Here is a 15,371-nt window from a genome sequence, read left to right as displayed (position 1 = left end):
CGGTGGTGGAGACCGGAAGCCGTTCAGTGGTGGCGGTGAGCGGAAGCCGTATGGTGATCGTGACAACAAGTCCTTCGGTGATCGTCCGCGCCGCGAAGGTGACGGTGAGCGTCGTGGATTCTCCGGCGGCGACAACCGCAAACCGTTCGGTGACCGCCAGGACCGCGCCCCCCGCAGCTTCGACCGTGCTGAAGACCGCCCGGCCCGTGTACCCAACGCGCGTGATCTTCGCAGCGCCAACCGCCCGGACCGCGAACGTTCCCCGGAAATCGATGAGGATGTCACGGGCAAGGAGCTTGACCGCGCTACGCAGCACCAGATCAAGACCCTTGAAGACAAGAGTGCAGAGTGGGTTGCCCGCCACCTGGTAATGGCTGGACGCCTGATCGACGAAGAGCCCGAACTGGCCTTCCAGCACGCCCTCGCCGCGAGCCGGCGTGGCGGCCGCCTGGCGGCCGTCCGCGAAGCCGTCGGACTCACCGCCTACGCGGCAGGACACTATGGCGAAGCACTGCGCGAATTCCGGACCTACCGTCGCATCAGCGGTTCGAACGTCCACCTGCCCGTGATGGCAGACTGCGAACGCGGACTGGGCCGGCCTGACCGCGCCCTCGACGTGGTGCGGTCTGAGGAAGCGAACGACCTGGACGCGCCCGGCAAAGTCGAGCTGGCCATCGTGGCGGCCGGGGCACGGTCTGACCTCGGCCAGTTGGACGCTGCCGTGGCGGAACTTGAAATTGCCCAGCTGGATATGAACCGTGCATTCTCCTACAGCCCACGGCTCTTCCGGGCCTACGCAAACGCTCTGGCAGCCGTCGGTCGCGAAGATGAGGCGGCTAAATGGCAGAAGCAGGCCGTGGTGGCTGAAAATGCCCTGGGCATCGGTGCCGATGAGGAACCGGACATCGTAGACCTGGGCTGGGACGAGGAAGAGGAAGCCCGCGAGGAGGCACAGCGCAGGCGTCTGCTGGAGCGCGCTGCCGCAGGCCCCGAGGCCAGTGCTTCCACGTCTGCTGCCCGTTCCGAGGTAGCCGCGGACAAGGCCGCCGGCGTGGATGCAGCCATCGATGACGTGGAATCGGATTTCTTCGAGTCCGATGACGCCGAATCTGATGAGGATTCCGTCGAAGCAGACGAGCTGGAAGCCGGTGACGCAGAGCCCGATGAAGAAGAGCGCGACGCCGAGCACAGCGACGCCGACGACAGCAACGACGGCCACGCTGAAGGACGGGACAACTAGCCCGCTATGACTGAAGTTCCACTGATTTCCCTCTTTGATGCCCTTTTGGCGGACCTGGACGGTGTGGTCTACGCCGGACAGCACGCCATCCCAGGCGCCGTGGACTCGCTGCTGCAACTGGAAGGTTTGGGGATTGGCCTGGGGTATGTCACCAACAATGCTTCCCGCACTCCGGCGCAGGTAGCGGCGCATCTCCGTGAACTTGGTGCACCGGCCGACGACGACCAGGTGGTCAGTTCCTCGCAAGCCGCGGCTGAGCTCTTGGCATCGCTCGTTGCCCCCGGCGCACGGGTGCTGATCACCGGCAGCCCCGCTCTGGCGCAGGAAATCGAGCTGGTGGGATTGACTCCTGTCTACAGCCAGGACGAGGATCCGGTAGCCGTGGTCCAGGGATTCAATCCCGGGATCGGCTGGAAGGATCTGGCCGAGGCTTCGTACGTCGTGTCGGCCGGAGCACTCTGGATCGCTACCAACACCGATATGTCTATTCCGCAGGCACGGGGCATAGCCCCGGGAAACGGCACGCTGGTGGCAGCAGTAGCCGCCGCTACCGGACAGACTCCGAGGATTGCCGGCAAGCCGGAGGCTCCGCTGTTCCACGCCGCCGCTAAACGGCTCACGGCTGACCGCCCGCTGGTGGTGGGCGACCGCCTGGATACCGACATCCTCGGCGGCAACAACGCCGGGTTTGCCACCGTGGCTGTGCTGACCGGCGTCGACACCACGGCCACCATCCTGGCCGCACGCACTGCTGAGCGCCCGGACTACATCATCAATTCCCTCAGAGACCTCCACCGTCCCTACCCGGCCGTGGACCACACTGATGGAACGTACCGCTGCGGGGCCTCCACCGCGCGGGTCAGCGGTGACACCATCCAGATCAGCGGCAGCGAGAGTGACTTGGATTCGTGGCGGGCCGCCTGCGCCGCCTGGTGGACTGCGGTCCCTGACGCCGCCCGGGCCACCGAGCCCAAACTCGAGTGGCGCAATCATTAGGCTGGTCCGATGACTGAGCTGAACGAAGCGCACCATCCGGAAGCAGCCCAGACGCGGCCGGAATGGCCTGACACAGTTGCGCCGCCAACCACCGATCCGTCCATTGCGGCCCTTATAACCACGCTGGACGGCGTCGAAGAGTTGCCCGTATCGGAGCATGAAGCTGTTTACAGCGACATCCACGATGCCCTGCTGCACGCGTTGAACGAAGAGGCCCCCAACGGCGAAGGAGATGCTTGAGCATGGCACGACTTGACCAGGCGCTCGTCGCCCGCGGCCTGGCGAGGTCCCGGACCCACGCAGCATCGTTGATTGCCGAGGGCAAGGTGAGCTCGGCCGGCCAGATTCTGTCCAAGGCGTCCCTGCAGGTCGACGACGGCAAGGACCTGTCGGTCGAGCACACGGAAGCGGACAGCTACGTCAGCCGGGCCGGGCACAAGCTGGCGGGTGCCTTGGACGTATTCCCGGAGGTCACGGTTGCCGGCAAGAGGTGCCTGGACGCCGGCGCCTCCACCGGCGGCTTCACCGAGGTGCTCCTGCGGCGCGGTGCGGCACACGTGGTGGCGGTCGACGTCGGCCATGACCAGCTGGTCCCGCAGCTCCGCGCCGATGACCGGGTAGCCGTGCACGAGGGCCTCAACGTGCGGTACATGGCGCCGGCGGACATCGGCGGGCAGGCCGAACTCACGGTGGCCGACCTCTCCTTCATCTCGCTGACCCTGGTGGTTCTGCCCCTGGCGCTGTGCACGCGGCCGGGCGGTGACTTGGTGCTGATGGTGAAGCCCCAGTTCGAGATCGGCAAGGACCGGCTGGGCCGCACCGGCGTGGTCAATTCCGAGCGCGAACGTCGGATGGCGGTGGAAAAAGTTGCCAATGCAGCGCTCGACGCCGGACTGGACTTATGCGGCTTAGCGGCCAGTCCGCTGCCGGGCCAGGACGGAAACGTCGAATACTTCCTGTGGATAAAGCGCAGGATGACCCAAGAACTGCCTAAGATCGAAGAGCGCCTCGCAGCCATTGACGGATTGCTTGGCCGAATCTGGCCGAACCACTAGAAAGCGGAACCCGATGAGCAGGCGAGTACTTGTCCTTGCCCACACTGGCCGCGAGGAATCACTGAAGGCCGCCTGGGAAGCCTGCGCCCAACTGCATGACTCCGGCATTGTTCCCGTCATGCAGGAGTCTGAGCTGCGTGACATGGAAAGATTCTTCGGGCAGCTTACCCAGCCGGTGGAGATCCTGCACGACCACGTACAGCTGCCGGACGTTGAGCTGGTGATGGTCCTGGGCGGTGACGGCACCATCCTGCGCGCCGCAGAGCTGGTGCGGGAGGTGGACGTACCCTTGCTGGGCGTCAACCTTGGCCACGTCGGCTTCCTGGCCGAGAGCGAGCGGGCGGACCTGGCCCAAACGGTGGAATGGATTGCCCGCCGCGACTACACGGTGGAAGAACGCATGACCATCGACGTCCAGGTCTGGGTCCGCGGCCAGAAGATCTGGCACACCTGGGCCCTGAACGAGGCCGCGATCGAAAAAGGCAACCGCGAACGCATGATCGAGGTGGTGACCGAAGTGGACGAGCGCCCGCTGACGTCCTTCGGCTGCGACGGTGTGGTGGTGGCCACCCCCACTGGCTCCACCGCGTACGCGTTTTCCGCCGGCGGGCCCGTGGTCTGGCCGGAGGTCGAGGCCCTGGTGATTGTTCCCATCAGCGCCCACGCGCTCTTCGCCAAACCGTTGGTGGTATCTCCTCGGTCCCGGCTGGCCGTTGAAGTCCTCACCCGCACCGGTGCCCAGGGCGTGCTCTGGTGCGATGGCCGGCGCTCCGTGGACCTGCCTCCCGGTGCCCGGGTTGAAGTGACCAAGTCCGCCACCCCAGTCCGGCTGGCCAGGACGCACCAGACGCCCTTTTCAGCGCGGCTGGTCCGCAAATTTGAACTCCCCATTCACGGCTGGCGGGGGCCCGTGCCGCAGTCAGAGACCATCCACACCGGACCCATCCCGATCGTCCGGACGCCACGGCCCAGGCCGCCGCTCCAGCTTGCCTCCGGCGACCAGCCGGAGGGTGAAACCGATCCCGCGACCGCAAAGTGAATCATGCTTGAAGAACTGAGAATCCGCGATCTGGGCGTTATCACCGACGCCACGCTGCCGCTCGGCCCCGGGCTGAGCGTCGTTACCGGCGAAACCGGTGCCGGCAAAACGATGGTGGTCACCGCCGTCGGCCTCCTGCTGGGAGCGAGGTCCGACGCCGGGGCGGTCCGGAGCGGCGCGAAGAGCGCCACGGCGGAGGCCGTCCTCAAGCTGGACGCCGGGCATCCGGCGATTGCCCGGGCGGTGGAAGCGGGTGCCGACGTGGAGGAGTTCGACGGCGGCGCCGAGCTCATCCTTGCGCGCCGCCTCGGTGCGGACGGGCGCAGCCGTGCGTTCCTGGGTGGGCGGGCCGCCCCGGTAGGCGTCCTCGCGGAGATCGGTGAAACCCTCGTGGTGGTCCACGGCCAGTCGGATCAGATCAGGCTGAAGGGGGCGGCCGCCCAGCGCGGCGCCCTGGACAAATTTGCCGGCGATGCGCTGGCGGGCCCGTTGGCCTCTTACCAGGCGCTCTACAGCCATTGGAAGGCCAGCCAGGCGGAGCTGGAAGCCCTTCGCAGCGCCGCTCGTGACAGGCTCCGCGAAGCCGAGTCCCTGGAAGTCGCGCTGGCCGAAATCAGCAACGTGGATCCGCAGCCGGGGGAGGACGAGTCCCTCAAGGCGGAGGCCGTGAAACTGGCCAACGTCGAAGAGCTCAGGATTGCGGCGAACACGGCGCACCAGGCGCTCATCGCGGAGGACTACGGTGACGCGGGTGACGCCACCACCCTCGTGGACGTTGCGAAAAGAACTTTGGAGCACGTGGCCGAGCACGACGCCGAGCTGGGGTCCGCCGCAGCGCGGTTGGCCGAAGTGGGCTTTCTGCTTAACGACATCGCGACGGAGCTGGCCAGCTATCAGGCCGGCCTGGACTCGGAGGGCCCGGAACGCCTCGCCGAGATCGAGGACCGGCGGGCCGCCCTGGCCACGTTGGTCCGCAAGTACGCCCCCAGCATTGACGAAGTTCTGGTGTGGGCGGAAAACGCCCGGGTCCGTTTCGACGAGCTGCAGGACGACACCACCAGGATCGAAGCCCTGGACGCCGACGTGGTCCGGACCGAAGCGGAGCTGCAGAAGCAGGCTGCCGCCGTCAGCAAAATCCGGGCCAAGGCTGCCAAGGACCTGTCCGGCCGGGTGAGCTCGGAGCTGAAGGCACTCGCCATGGCCGACGCCACGTTGGTCATCACCCGTGAGGCGGCCGGTCAGCTGACACCGCATGGAGCGGACGAGATCGCGTTCCTGCTCCAGCCGCACTCCGGCGCCCCCGCCCGGCCGCTGGGCAAAGGCGCTTCGGGCGGTGAACTCTCCCGGGTGATGCTGGCCATCGAAGTGGTGCTCGCGGCCGTGGATCCGGTGCCCACCTTTGTGTTCGACGAAGTGGACGCTGGAGTCGGCGGGCGCGCCGCCGTCGAGATCGGCCGCCGGCTCGCGATGCTGGCGCAACATGTCCAGGTCCTGGTGGTCACGCATCTGCCGCAGGTGGCTGCGTTTGCCGACCAGCACATCACGGTCACCAAAACATCGGTCCGGGGAGCCGACGGCGGCACCGCCACCGGGTTCACGTCCAGTGATGTTCGCCTCCTCAACGGCCCGGAGCGGGTGCGGGAGCTCGCCCGGATGCTGGCCGGCCAGGAGGATTCAGAATCGGCCCAGGCACACGCCCAGGAGCTGCTGGACGACGCAAAACTGCTGCCGCAGCGGGCCTAGCCCGTCAGGGAAGAGCCGTGAGGCGGCGGATGGCGCGGGCCATCATCGCGTGCACCACCAAGGGATGCAGCAGGCGCACTGGGACGAAGTACAGCCGCCCCCGCCAGCCCTTCAGGCGCACGGCGGTGGTGACGCGCAACAGCCGGGCGCCGGCGTCGTAAGCCACCCCGCAGCGGAAATCCAGGTGCGTGTCGTCGGCGCTGATCAGTGCTTCTTCGCCGCTGACCTCGGCGATGTCAAAGACGCCGGTCGGCGCCCTGCGGATGCCCACCAGGCCAACCACTGCCTGCCGCAGCCCCATCAGTGCCTTCACCCAGCCGGGCATGGAATTCAGCGAGAACAGCTCTTCGGCCCAGACTCGCGGGTCCGTTGAGGCGCCGTCGGGAACTGGGAGGACAATCACGTCGGCGTAGTCCGGCTTTGGGATGGACTGCAGTGCCAGCGACCGGAAGACCGGAAAATTCCCGGTGTCCGCGCCGCCGGCTGCGCCTGAAGATGGCTTTTTTTGGTTCGGATACATGGTCACCCCTTGATCGTAAGGCTACCCGCCCTGCACACTGGATCATTTGGGGAGACAGTTCCTGATCAGGGAAGGCTCAATTGATGATAGGCTCGAATTCCGTGGTGCAGCGATCAAATTCCCGTGTAAATTCCCGGTTCCCGGGCTCGTCCAAGACGACCAAACACATCTTCGTAACCGGTGGTGTGGCGTCCTCGCTCGGTAAGGGACTGACGGCTTCGAGCCTCGGTCACCTCCTGCGGGCACGCGGCTTGTCTGTAACTATGCAGAAGCTCGATCCCTATCTGAACGTGGATCCGGGCACGATGAACCCCTTCCAGCACGGCGAGGTCTTCGTCACCGACGACGGCGCCGAGACGGACCTGGACATCGGACACTACGAGCGGTTCCTCGACGAAAACCTCGAGGGCTCAGCCAACGTGACCACCGGCCAGGTCTACTCCACCGTGATCGCCAAGGAACGCCGCGGCGAATACCTCGGTGACACTGTCCAGGTCATCCCGCACATCACCGATGAGATCAAGCGGCGTATGCGGCTTCCTGCCGAAGGCAAAAACGCGCCGGACGTCATCATCACCGAAATCGGCGGCACCGTGGGCGACATCGAGTCGCAGCCCTTCCTCGAGTCGGCCCGCCAGGTCCGCCAGGATATAGGCCGCGGCAACGTCTTCTTCGTCCACGTCTCCCTGGTGCCCTACATCGGCCCCTCGCAGGAACTGAAGACCAAACCGACGCAGCACTCCGTGGCAGCCCTGCGCTCCATCGGCATCCAGCCCGAGGCCATTGTGATCCGCTCGGACCGCGAAGTCCCCCAACCCATGCGCGCCAAGATCGGCCGCATGTGCGACGTCGATATCGAAGCCGTCATCGGATGCCCGGATGCACCCAGCATCTACGACATCCCCAAGACCCTGCACACCCAAGGACTGGATTCCTACATCGTCCGCGCTCTGGACCTTCCGTTCAAGGACGTTGACTGGACCAGCTGGGACAAGCTGCTCGAAGCAGTCCACAACCCCAAGCACCACGTGGAAATCGCCCTGGTGGGTAAGTACATCGACCTGCCGGACGCCTACCTGTCCGTGACCGAGGCCCTGCGTGCCGGCGGCTTCGCCAACGACACCAAGGTCAAAATCCGCTGGGTACCGTCGGATGAATGCGAAACCCATGAGGGCGCCGTGGCGTCCCTGGACGGCGTGGACGCCATCTGCGTTCCCGGCGGCTTCGGCATCCGCGGCCTCGAAGGCAAGTTGGGCGCCCTGAAGTACGCCCGCGAAACCAAGCTGCCTGTCCTGGGCCTGTGTCTGGGCCTGCAGTGCATGGTCATCGAATATGCGCGCAACGTGGTGGGCCTCGACGGCGCTTCCTCCAGCGAGTTCGAGCCGGACTCTAAATACCCGGTGATCGCCACCATGGAAGAGCAGTTGGACATCGTGGACGGCAAGGGCGATCTCGGCGGCACCATGCGCCTGGGCCTCTACGAGGCAAAGCTCGACGACGGCTCGGTCATTGCTGAAACCTACGGCAAGACCACCGTCAGCGAACGCCACCGGCACCGCTACGAGGTCAACAACAAGTACCGCGACCAGATCGCCGCCGAGGGCCTCGTGTTCTCCGGAACGTCGCCGGACGGCAAGCTTGTGGAATTTGTTGAGTTGCCCCGGGAGGTCCACCCGTTCTACGTGGCAACCCAGGCGCACCCCGAACTGAGCTCACGGCCCACACGGCCGCACCCGCTCTTCGCCGGGCTCATCAAGGCCGCCCTGGACCACCAGAACGCACAGGACGCGCCGGCAGCCAAGCCGTCCCGTACGGTTGCCGCAAAATAGAACCGAATACGTAGAGGACGGCGCGATGCCCGGCACACCTGAAACCCCCCAAGCTGCACGGCAGGTTTCGGATGCACCGAGCCCGCGCCGTCTTCTGTCAACGGAGAAGGTTTATCAAGGCCGGATCTGGGATGTGGTCAGCGACAGCTTCCAGCTGAGCGAGGCAGGGGAATCCCTGACCCGCGACTACATCGACCACCCCGGCGCCGTGGCCGTCCTGCCCATGAACGACGCCGGCGAGGTTCTGCTGATCAGGCAGTACCGGCACCCCGTGGGCATGGACCTTTGGGAAATCCCTGCCGGCCTCCTGGATGTGGAAGGCGAGAATTTTGTGGTGGGTGCGGCCCGCGAACTTGCTGAGGAAGCGGACCTCGCGGCCGGCGAGTGGAACGTCTTGGCTGACTTCTTCAACTCGCCGGGCTCCTCCAGCGAAGCCATCCGCATCTACCTCGCCCGCGGCCTCACCGAGGTGCCCCACCACGAACGCCACGAGCGGACCGACGAGGAAGCAGAAATTGAGTTCCACTGGATCACCTTGGACGACGCCGTGGCCGCGGTCCTGGAAGGCAGGCTGCACAACCCTTCCGCCGTCGTGGGAATCCTGGCAGCCGCCGCGGCGAAGGCTGACGGCTTTGCAGACCTGCGTCCCGCGGATGCACCCTGGCCTGCGCACCCCAGCCAGCGCTGATGACGGCGACTACTGAGGCAGAAGCCCCGGCACCGCCCGTGCGGCCACAGACGGCCATCGACCGCGCCATCACCGAGTATCTGCAGCATATGGGCGTGGAACGCGGCCTTGCCGCCAACACACTCTCCGCCTACCGCCGTGACCTGGCACGGTACTCCCGCTACGTGACGTCGGAGGGCTGCCACGGCCCGGACCAGATCACCCGCCATCACGTGACGGGGTTCGTGATGGCCCTCAACGATGGATCCGACGGCGGCACAGCCCTGGGCGTCAGGTCTGCCGCCAGGACCGTGGTGGCCGTCCGGGGATTGCACAAGTTCTGGGCTCTGGAGGGGATCGCAACGACGGACCCCGCCAGCGACGTCCACCCTCCGATGCCGGGCAAGCGGCTGCCCAAGGCCATCAGCGTGGACGAAGTCACCCGGATCCTTGAAGCCGCGGGCACGGACACCGCCACAGGACTCAGGGACCGCGCCCTGCTCGAATTTCTCTATTCCACTGGGGCGAGGATCAGCGAGGCCGTGGGCCTGGACGTTGATGACATTGCCCTGCAGGAAGCCGAGGCCGGGCCCGCCGTGGTCCGCCTGTTCGGCAAGGGATCCAAGGAACGGCTGGTTCCGCTGGGATCCTATGGGGCGCGTGCCGTGGACGCATACCTGGTGCGCGGCCGTCCGCTGCTGGCGGCGAAGGGCGCCGGAACGCCCGCCCTGTTCCTCAACGCCCGCGGCGGCAGGATCAGCAGGCAAAGCGCCTGGACCATCCTGAAGGCGGCCGCGGACAGGGCCAACATCACGAAGGATGTTTCCCCGCACACGCTGCGGCACTCCTTCGCGACGCACCTGCTCGAAGGCGGCGCGGATGTCCGCGTGGTGCAGGAACTGCTGGGGCACGCCTCGGTCACCACAACGCAGGTGTACACCCTGGTCACCGCTGACACGCTCAGGGAAATTTACGCAGCAGCCCACCCCCGGGCGCTGGGCTGACAGCAAGGTCTCGACGGACCAGGAGTTCGCCCGGAAGGGGATTCCGGTGAGGCTACGGCCACAGCTTGTTGGGGAAGGCCCGGCCTACGCCTCCTGAGCCAGGAAACCGCCGGAGACAGCTGGCGGCCAGGCTATAGGGTTGAGGGCATGACGTTCACCCCTGTCACACTGTGCTTTCTCACCCGTGAGTCCGCCGGCGTGCCCCAGGTCCTGCTCGGCCTGAAGAAGACCGGCTTCGGCCGCGGCAAGGTGGTGGGACTCGGAGGCCATGTTGAGCCGGGGGAGACAGACGAAGAGGCTGCCTGCCGCGAAGTCCACGAGGAAGCCGGCATTGTGGTCCGGCAGGAGGACCTGCAGGACGCCGGCGTGGTGACCTTCGACTTCCCGGCCCGCCCGGAGTGGAACATGAGCACCCGGCTGTTCGTCGCGGACCGCTGGAGCGGGGAGCCGGCCGAAAGTGCGGAGATTCTCCCGGAGTGGTTCGACGTGGACGCCTTGCCGGTGGACCGGATGTGGCAGGACGCCGCGCACTGGCTGCCGCTTGTCCTGGATGGCTCGTGGCTTCGCCTCACCATAGTGCTGAACCCGGACAACGAAACCGTCCGCGAAGTGCTGGACTATTCGAGCCGCTGAAGCCCGAAACGGCCAGTAGCACCTGTCTTTTTTTGTTACCCAGTGCGGCGCAGCGCGCGCCGCGACGGGTACCGGCGCCACCGTCTGGCCTGGCCGGCAACGGCACTGCTGCTGGCCGGGACGTTGCTTGTGGTCGCGATGAAGCCCAAGCGTCGGCGAGGCTTCCGGACCGCATAGTCGGGAGACACGGAAACGGCGGGCCGGCCACCTTACAAAGGTGACCGGCCCGCCATCGCGCGTTCCACAAGATTACGGAACGTGCCGTTCTTCCGGTCCGTTGTATTCGCTCAGCGGGCGGATCAGGGAGTTGCTGGCTGCCTGTTCCATGATGTGCGCGGTCCACCCGGTGATGCGGCTGGCCACGAACAGGGGTGTGAACGTGGGGGTGTCGAAGCCCATCAGGTGGTAGGTGGGGCCGGCCGGGTAGTCGAGGTTCGGTTTGATGGCCTTGGCCTCGTCCATTGCCTGTTCGAGTCCGTTGTAGAGGCCCAGCAGTTCAGGGCGGCCGTAGTGGGCGATCATCTTGTCCAGGGCGGCCTTCATGGTGGGAACACGTGAGTCACCGTGCTTGTAGACGCGGTGGCCGAAGCCCATGACCTTCTTCTTCTGAGCCAGCGCGTCCTCCATCCAGGCCTTTGCCCGGGCGGAGGCTTCGTCCAGCGATTCCTCGGATCGGATGCCGATCTCGTCGAAGGTGTGCATCACGGCCTCGTTGGCGCCGCCATGCAGCGGACCCTTGAGTGCGCCGATCGCGCCGGTCACCGCCGAGTGCAGGTCAGACAGGCTGGACGTGATCACGCGGGCGGTGAACGTGGAGGCGTTGAAGGAGTGCTCGGCGTACAGGATCATCGAAACATTGAAGGCCTCCACGACCTCCGGGACCTGGTCTTCGCCGAACGCCATCCACAGGAAGTTTTCCGAGTAGCTGAGGTCATCCCGGGGCTCAACGACTTCCTGGCCTCGCCGGCGGCGCTGGTCGTATGCGACCACCGCCGGCATGGCAGCGAAGAGATCCACGGCCTTGGCCATGTTGGCCTCGGGCGAGGAGTCTTCGGCCAGTGGGTGCCGGGCGCCCATGACGGAGGCCGCGGTCCGGCAGACATCCATCGGGTGGGCCGTGGTGGGCAGCGTGTCCACGATCTGCTTCACTACAGGATCAAGGGCACGGCCGGCGCGCTCGCGGGCAGAGAACGCGGACAGCTCTTCAGGGGTGGGCAGTTCGCCGTTCCACAACAGGAAGGCCACTTCCTCGAAACTGCATCGGGCGGCGAGCTCCTGGACAGGATAGCCGCGGTACAGCAGCGAATTGGTGTCCGGGTTGACCTTCGAAACCGCGGTGTAGTCCACCACGACGCCGGCCAGGCCCTTCTTGATATCGACAGCTACCATGCTGTCCTCCTTCGTTCATTGGGCAAGCCCGGATGTGCCGGAATGCTTGCAGTTTCCTTGGTGGCTCCCGGGTTCTAGCGGACGCCGGGAATGTGGAAGTTGAAAACGTCGGTATCGAAGTGGTTGTAGGCCTCATAGTCCACAAGGTCATAAAGCCGCGCACGGGTGAGCATGTTTCCCACTTGTGCTTCCTGCGACCCTGTGGCCTTGATCGATTCCAGAGTACGCTCTGCTGCGCCCATGGCAATGCGCAGGAGTGTGACCGGATAAATGACCATGTTGACGCCGACTCCCTGCAGCTGGTCCACGGTGAACAGATCGCTCTTGCCGAACTCGGTCATGTTGGCCAGGATCGGCACGTCCACGGCGTCACGGATGGCCTGGAACTCGGACAGGTCCTTCATCGCTTCCGGGAAGATCGCGTCCGCACCGGCATCAACCAGGGCCCGTGCCCTGTCCTTGGCGGCTTCGATCCCGTCCACGGCGCGGGTATCTGTCCGGGCCATGATGAGGAATTTCGGATCCCGGCGGGCGTCAACTGCGGCGCGGATGCGCTTGGTGGCCGTGTCCAGGTCCACCACGTTTTTTCCGTCCAAATGCCCGCAGCGCTTGGGGTTGAACTGGTCTTCGATGTGGCAGCCGGCCAGGCCGGCGTTCTCCAGTTCCTGGATGCTGCGGGCCACGTTCATGGGCTCGCCGAAGCCGGTGTCCGCGTCCACCAGTGTGGGCAGGTCGGTCATGCGGGCGATCTGCCCGGCACGCGTGGCCACCTCGGTGAGGGTGGTCAGCCCAATGTCCGGCAGGCCAAGATCATTGGCCAGCACCGCTCCGGAGACGTAAACACCGGCGAAGCCCTTTTCCTCGATCAGCCGCGCCGAGAGTGGGTTGAACGCGCCCGGGAACTGCTGGATGGTGCCGGACGCGAGCATGTCGCGCAGCGCGATCCGCTTCTGTTCCGGGGTGGTCTTGGAATACAGCATCTGATTCTCCTGTGCGGGGTGGGTAAGCAGAGCTTAGAAGAGGCCGGCGGGTGCGTTGCTGAGGTCGATGACGCCGGGGGCGGCGGTGATGTTCAGCTGGTCCAGTTCGCCCGGGCCCAGGTCCGGAAGGCTTTCGGCGGCGGCGAGGAATCGCTCGATTTCTTCCTCGGCGACCAGGCCGGCAGCCAGGGTGCGGAACTTGTTGATGTACTGCTGGCGGGCGAACGGGCGGGCGCCGAGAGGGTGCGCGTCCGCTACGGCGATCTCATCGGTGATGACCGTGCCGTCCTTAAGGGTGATCTCCACGGAACCGCCGAAGGCCTTCTCGGCGATGTCCAGCGAGTGGTAGCGGCGGGTCCATTCGGCATCTTCCACGGTGCTGACCTTGTTCCACAGCTCCACCGTGTCGGCGCGGCCGGCACGCTCAGGACTGTAGGAGTCCACGTGGTGCCAGGAGCCGTCCTGGAGTGCCACGGTGAAGATGTAAGGAATGGAGTGGTCCAGGGTTTCCCGGCTGGCCGTGGGGCTGTACTTCTGGGGATCGTTGGCGCCGGAACCGATCACGTAGTGCGTGTGGTGGCTGGTCTTGATCAGGACCGACGTCACGTTGGCCGGGTTTGTTGCCTCGGGGTGCCCGGTGTGCAGCTTGCGGGCCAGGTCGATCCAGGCCTGGGCCTGGTATTCGGCGGAGTGTTCCTTGGTGTAAGTGTCCATGATGGCGCGCTTGGCTTCGCCGGCCTCGGGCAGCGGGACCTCGTAGGAGGCGTCCGCGCCATCCAGCATCCAGGCGATCACGCCGTCTTCGCCTTCGTAGATCGGCACGGGGGAAGTCTGGCCGCGCATGGAGCGGTCCACGGCTTCCACCGCCATCTTGCCTGCAAATGCCGGTGCGTGGGCCTTCCAGGTGGAGATTTCGCCTTTGCGGGACTGGCGGGTGGCGGTGGTGGTGTGCAGCGCCTGGCCGACGGACTGGAAGATTGTCTCGACGTCCAGGCCCAGGAGTGTGCCGATACCGGCAGCGGCGGACGGGCCGAGGTGGGCCACGTGGTCGATCTTGTGCTTGTGCAGGCAGATCGCCTTGACCAGATTGACCTGGATCTCATAGCCGGTGGCGATGCCGCGGATCAGGTCCTTGCCGCTCGCGCCGACGTGCTGTCCAACGGCGAGAATCGGCGGGATGTTGTCGCCCGGGTGGGAGTAGTCAGCCGCCAGGAACGTGTCATGGTAATCGAGCTCGCGGACGGCCACACCGTTCGCCCAGGCTGCCCACTCGGGGGAGACGCGGTCCGTGATGCCGAAGACGCCGGCGCCCTTGCCGTTGGTGGTCGGTGCGTGGGTCAACGCCTGGGCGCGGGCAGCTACGATCGGGCCGCGGTTCAGCGAAGCGATGGCCACGGAGGCATTGTCGATGACACGGTTGATGACCATCTCGGTGACCTCGGGCGTGACCTCGACGGCGTCGGCGGCGACGACGGCGATCTTGTGCGCCAGCTGGTCTTCACGGGCGAGGTTCTCTTCGCTCTTGTAGACGCGGACGTGGTTGAGCTTAACCATGGTGCTCCTTCTTAGTGCTGTGGGTGGGTAGCTTTGACGTGGGAAAGGCTGCGGTGCAGGTGCAGGGTAGTGGCTGCTTGGGCGAGCCTGGCGTTGCCTGCGGCGATAGCCTCCGCGATGGCCGCGTGCTCGACGGCGGCGGCGTTCAGTCGCGGGGCGTCATCGGCAGCGAGGCGGCGGACCCGGACCAGATGGACACGCAGGCTGCGCATCGCCTGTGCGAGGTAGGAGTTGGAGATGGCGGCGTCGATCGCCTCATCAAGCCGGCCCACCAGGGCGTAGTACGCATGCCGGGCGGGATCGGTATCGCTGATCAGCTCCTGCGCCCGAAGGAGTTCGGTGTGGAGTTTCTCAAAGACCGCGCGCTCGCCGCGTTCGGCAGCGAGGGCTGCTGCCTTGCCCTCCAGGGTTTCGCGGAGCTCGAACATCTCGTCGATGTCGTCCAGTGAGATGTCGGTGACAACGACGCCGCGGCCGCCTGCCGCCGTCGTTAGCCCTTCTGCGCTGAGCCGACTCAGCGCCTCCCGGACGGGAGTGCGTGAGACGCCCAGGCGCTCCGACTGCTCCACTTCGGCAAGGACCGTTCCGGGCGTCAGACGCCATTCGATAATGTCTTCGCGAAGCGTTGCATAGGCTTTGTCGCTGGCCCGCATGGTCCCTTCCGTCAATCTGCTCATGGGCACCAGTGTATACACAAATCGCTGGATTGCCCAGCAAAAGCC

At 65.9% G+C, this 15,371-nt stretch carries 14 protein-coding genes and 1 pseudogene; 10 read left to right on the top strand and 5 right to left on the bottom strand.

Annotated elements, in window-relative coordinates; translation table 11 throughout:
* From ACZYZ4_RS12745 to recN, 6 genes are all read left to right on the top strand, one after another.
* Nucleotides 1–1,240: tetratricopeptide repeat protein (locus ACZYZ4_RS12745; RefSeq protein WP_463861374.1), on the top strand; the 1,240-nt coding region annotated here is incomplete at its 5' end.
* Nucleotides 1,241–1,246: 6 nt separating this feature from the next.
* Nucleotides 1,247–2,236, top strand: a complete 990-nt coding sequence (locus ACZYZ4_RS12740) for an HAD-IIA family hydrolase (protein ID WP_463861372.1) — start codon at nucleotides 1,247–1,249, stop codon at nucleotides 2,234–2,236.
* A gap of 9 nt (nucleotides 2,237–2,245) precedes the next feature.
* A complete protein-coding gene (locus tag ACZYZ4_RS12735; RefSeq protein ID WP_463861370.1) occupies nucleotides 2,246–2,476 on the top strand; it encodes a hypothetical protein in 231 nt (76 codons plus the stop codon).
* Between the two features lie 2 nt (nucleotides 2,477–2,478).
* Nucleotides 2,479–3,291 (top strand): TlyA family RNA methyltransferase, encoded by an 813-nt coding sequence (locus ACZYZ4_RS12730; protein ID WP_463861368.1) that lies wholly within the window; start codon nucleotides 2,479–2,481, stop codon nucleotides 3,289–3,291.
* A 13-nt stretch (nucleotides 3,292–3,304) separates the two neighbouring features.
* Nucleotides 3,305–4,330, top strand: a complete 1,026-nt coding sequence (locus tag ACZYZ4_RS12725; RefSeq protein WP_463861366.1) for an NAD kinase — start codon at nucleotides 3,305–3,307, stop codon at nucleotides 4,328–4,330.
* Nucleotides 4,331–4,333: 3 nt separating this feature from the next.
* Nucleotides 4,334–6,073: a DNA repair protein RecN gene (gene recN, locus ACZYZ4_RS12720; RefSeq protein ID WP_463861364.1), complete on the top strand. Its 1,740-nt coding sequence runs from the start codon at nucleotides 4,334–4,336 to the stop codon at nucleotides 6,071–6,073.
* A 4-nt stretch (nucleotides 6,074–6,077) separates the two neighbouring features.
* Here the strand turns inward: recN and ACZYZ4_RS12715 are convergent, their stop codons facing one another.
* Nucleotides 6,078–6,593, bottom strand: a complete 516-nt coding sequence (locus tag ACZYZ4_RS12715; protein WP_463861362.1) for a DUF2867 domain-containing protein — start codon at nucleotides 6,591–6,593, stop codon at nucleotides 6,078–6,080.
* 83 nt (nucleotides 6,594–6,676) lie between these two features.
* Between ACZYZ4_RS12715 and pyrG the strand changes: the two genes are divergently transcribed.
* From pyrG to ACZYZ4_RS12695, 4 genes are all read left to right on the top strand, one after another.
* Nucleotides 6,677–8,422: a CTP synthase gene (pyrG, locus tag ACZYZ4_RS12710; protein WP_463861360.1), complete on the top strand. Its 1,746-nt coding sequence runs from the start codon at nucleotides 6,677–6,679 to the stop codon at nucleotides 8,420–8,422.
* A gap of 25 nt (nucleotides 8,423–8,447) precedes the next feature.
* Nucleotides 8,448–9,110, top strand: a complete 663-nt coding sequence (locus ACZYZ4_RS12705) for an NUDIX domain-containing protein (RefSeq protein ID WP_463861358.1) — start codon at nucleotides 8,448–8,450, stop codon at nucleotides 9,108–9,110.
* The gene (gene xerD / locus ACZYZ4_RS12700) at nucleotides 9,110–10,093 is read left to right on the top strand and encodes a site-specific tyrosine recombinase XerD (RefSeq protein ID WP_463861356.1); all 984 of its coding nucleotides are present in this window, start codon (nucleotides 9,110–9,112) and stop codon (nucleotides 10,091–10,093) included. Before ACZYZ4_RS12705 ends, xerD begins: the two co-directional genes overlap by 1 nt.
* A gap of 147 nt (nucleotides 10,094–10,240) precedes the next feature.
* Complete coding sequence (locus ACZYZ4_RS12695) at nucleotides 10,241–10,726, top strand: 8-oxo-dGTP diphosphatase (protein ID WP_463861355.1); 486 nt, start codon at nucleotides 10,241–10,243, stop codon at nucleotides 10,724–10,726.
* Nucleotides 10,727–10,975: 249 nt separating this feature from the next.
* Here ACZYZ4_RS12695 and ACZYZ4_RS12690 read toward each other — a convergent pair whose 3' ends face one another.
* The 4 genes and pseudogenes from ACZYZ4_RS12690 to ACZYZ4_RS12675 form a co-directional block, all read right to left on the bottom strand.
* The gene (locus tag ACZYZ4_RS12690) at nucleotides 10,976–12,115 is read right to left on the bottom strand and encodes a bifunctional 2-methylcitrate synthase/citrate synthase (protein ID WP_463861353.1); all 1,140 of its coding nucleotides are present in this window, start codon (nucleotides 12,113–12,115) and stop codon (nucleotides 10,976–10,978) included.
* A 74-nt stretch (nucleotides 12,116–12,189) separates the two neighbouring features.
* Nucleotides 12,190–13,095, bottom strand: a complete 906-nt coding sequence (gene prpB / locus ACZYZ4_RS12685; RefSeq protein ID WP_463861351.1) for a methylisocitrate lyase — start codon at nucleotides 13,093–13,095, stop codon at nucleotides 12,190–12,192.
* Nucleotides 13,096–13,128: 33 nt separating this feature from the next.
* On the bottom strand, nucleotides 13,129–14,649 hold the full coding sequence (locus tag ACZYZ4_RS12680; protein WP_463861349.1) for an MmgE/PrpD family protein: 1,521 nt from the start codon (nucleotides 14,647–14,649) through the stop codon (nucleotides 13,129–13,131).
* Nucleotides 14,642–15,302 (bottom strand): annotated as a pseudogene (locus ACZYZ4_RS12675) (GntR family transcriptional regulator). Before ACZYZ4_RS12675 ends, ACZYZ4_RS12680 begins: the two are co-directional and overlap by 8 nt.
* Nucleotides 15,303–15,371 lie beyond the last annotated feature (69 nt).

The sequence above is a fragment of the Pseudarthrobacter adonitolis genome, assembly GCF_055412845.1.
The sequence above is the reverse complement of the archived record's forward strand: the minus strand, read 5'-3'. Positions and strand labels throughout refer to the sequence as shown.

Bases quoted from the DNA above. Each gene is read 5' to 3' on its own strand.
- ACZYZ4_RS12740 (WP_463861372.1), top strand. From the start codon at position 1,247: ATGACTGAAGTTCCACTGATTTCCCTCTTTGATGCCCTTTTGGCGGAC.
- ACZYZ4_RS12735 (WP_463861370.1), top strand. From the start codon at position 2,246: ATGACTGAGCTGAACGAAGCGCACCATCCGGAAGCAGCCCAGACGCGG.
- ACZYZ4_RS12730 (WP_463861368.1), top strand. From the start codon at position 2,479: ATGGCACGACTTGACCAGGCGCTCGTCGCCCGCGGCCTGGCGAGGTCC.
- ACZYZ4_RS12725 (WP_463861366.1), top strand. From the start codon at position 3,305: ATGAGCAGGCGAGTACTTGTCCTTGCCCACACTGGCCGCGAGGAATCA.
- recN (WP_463861364.1), top strand. From the start codon at position 4,334: ATGCTTGAAGAACTGAGAATCCGCGATCTGGGCGTTATCACCGACGCC.
- ACZYZ4_RS12715 (WP_463861362.1), bottom strand. From the start codon at position 6,593: ATGTATCCGAACCAAAAAAAGCCATCTTCAGGCGCAGCCGGCGGCGCG.
- pyrG (WP_463861360.1), top strand. From the start codon at position 6,677: ATGATAGGCTCGAATTCCGTGGTGCAGCGATCAAATTCCCGTGTAAAT.
- ACZYZ4_RS12705 (WP_463861358.1), top strand. From the start codon at position 8,448: ATGCCCGGCACACCTGAAACCCCCCAAGCTGCACGGCAGGTTTCGGAT.
- xerD (WP_463861356.1), top strand. From the start codon at position 9,110: ATGACGGCGACTACTGAGGCAGAAGCCCCGGCACCGCCCGTGCGGCCA.
- ACZYZ4_RS12695 (WP_463861355.1), top strand. From the start codon at position 10,241: ATGACGTTCACCCCTGTCACACTGTGCTTTCTCACCCGTGAGTCCGCC.
- ACZYZ4_RS12690 (WP_463861353.1), bottom strand. From the start codon at position 12,115: ATGGTAGCTGTCGATATCAAGAAGGGCCTGGCCGGCGTCGTGGTGGAC.
- prpB (WP_463861351.1), bottom strand. From the start codon at position 13,095: ATGCTGTATTCCAAGACCACCCCGGAACAGAAGCGGATCGCGCTGCGC.
- ACZYZ4_RS12680 (WP_463861349.1), bottom strand. From the start codon at position 14,649: ATGGTTAAGCTCAACCACGTCCGCGTCTACAAGAGCGAAGAGAACCTC.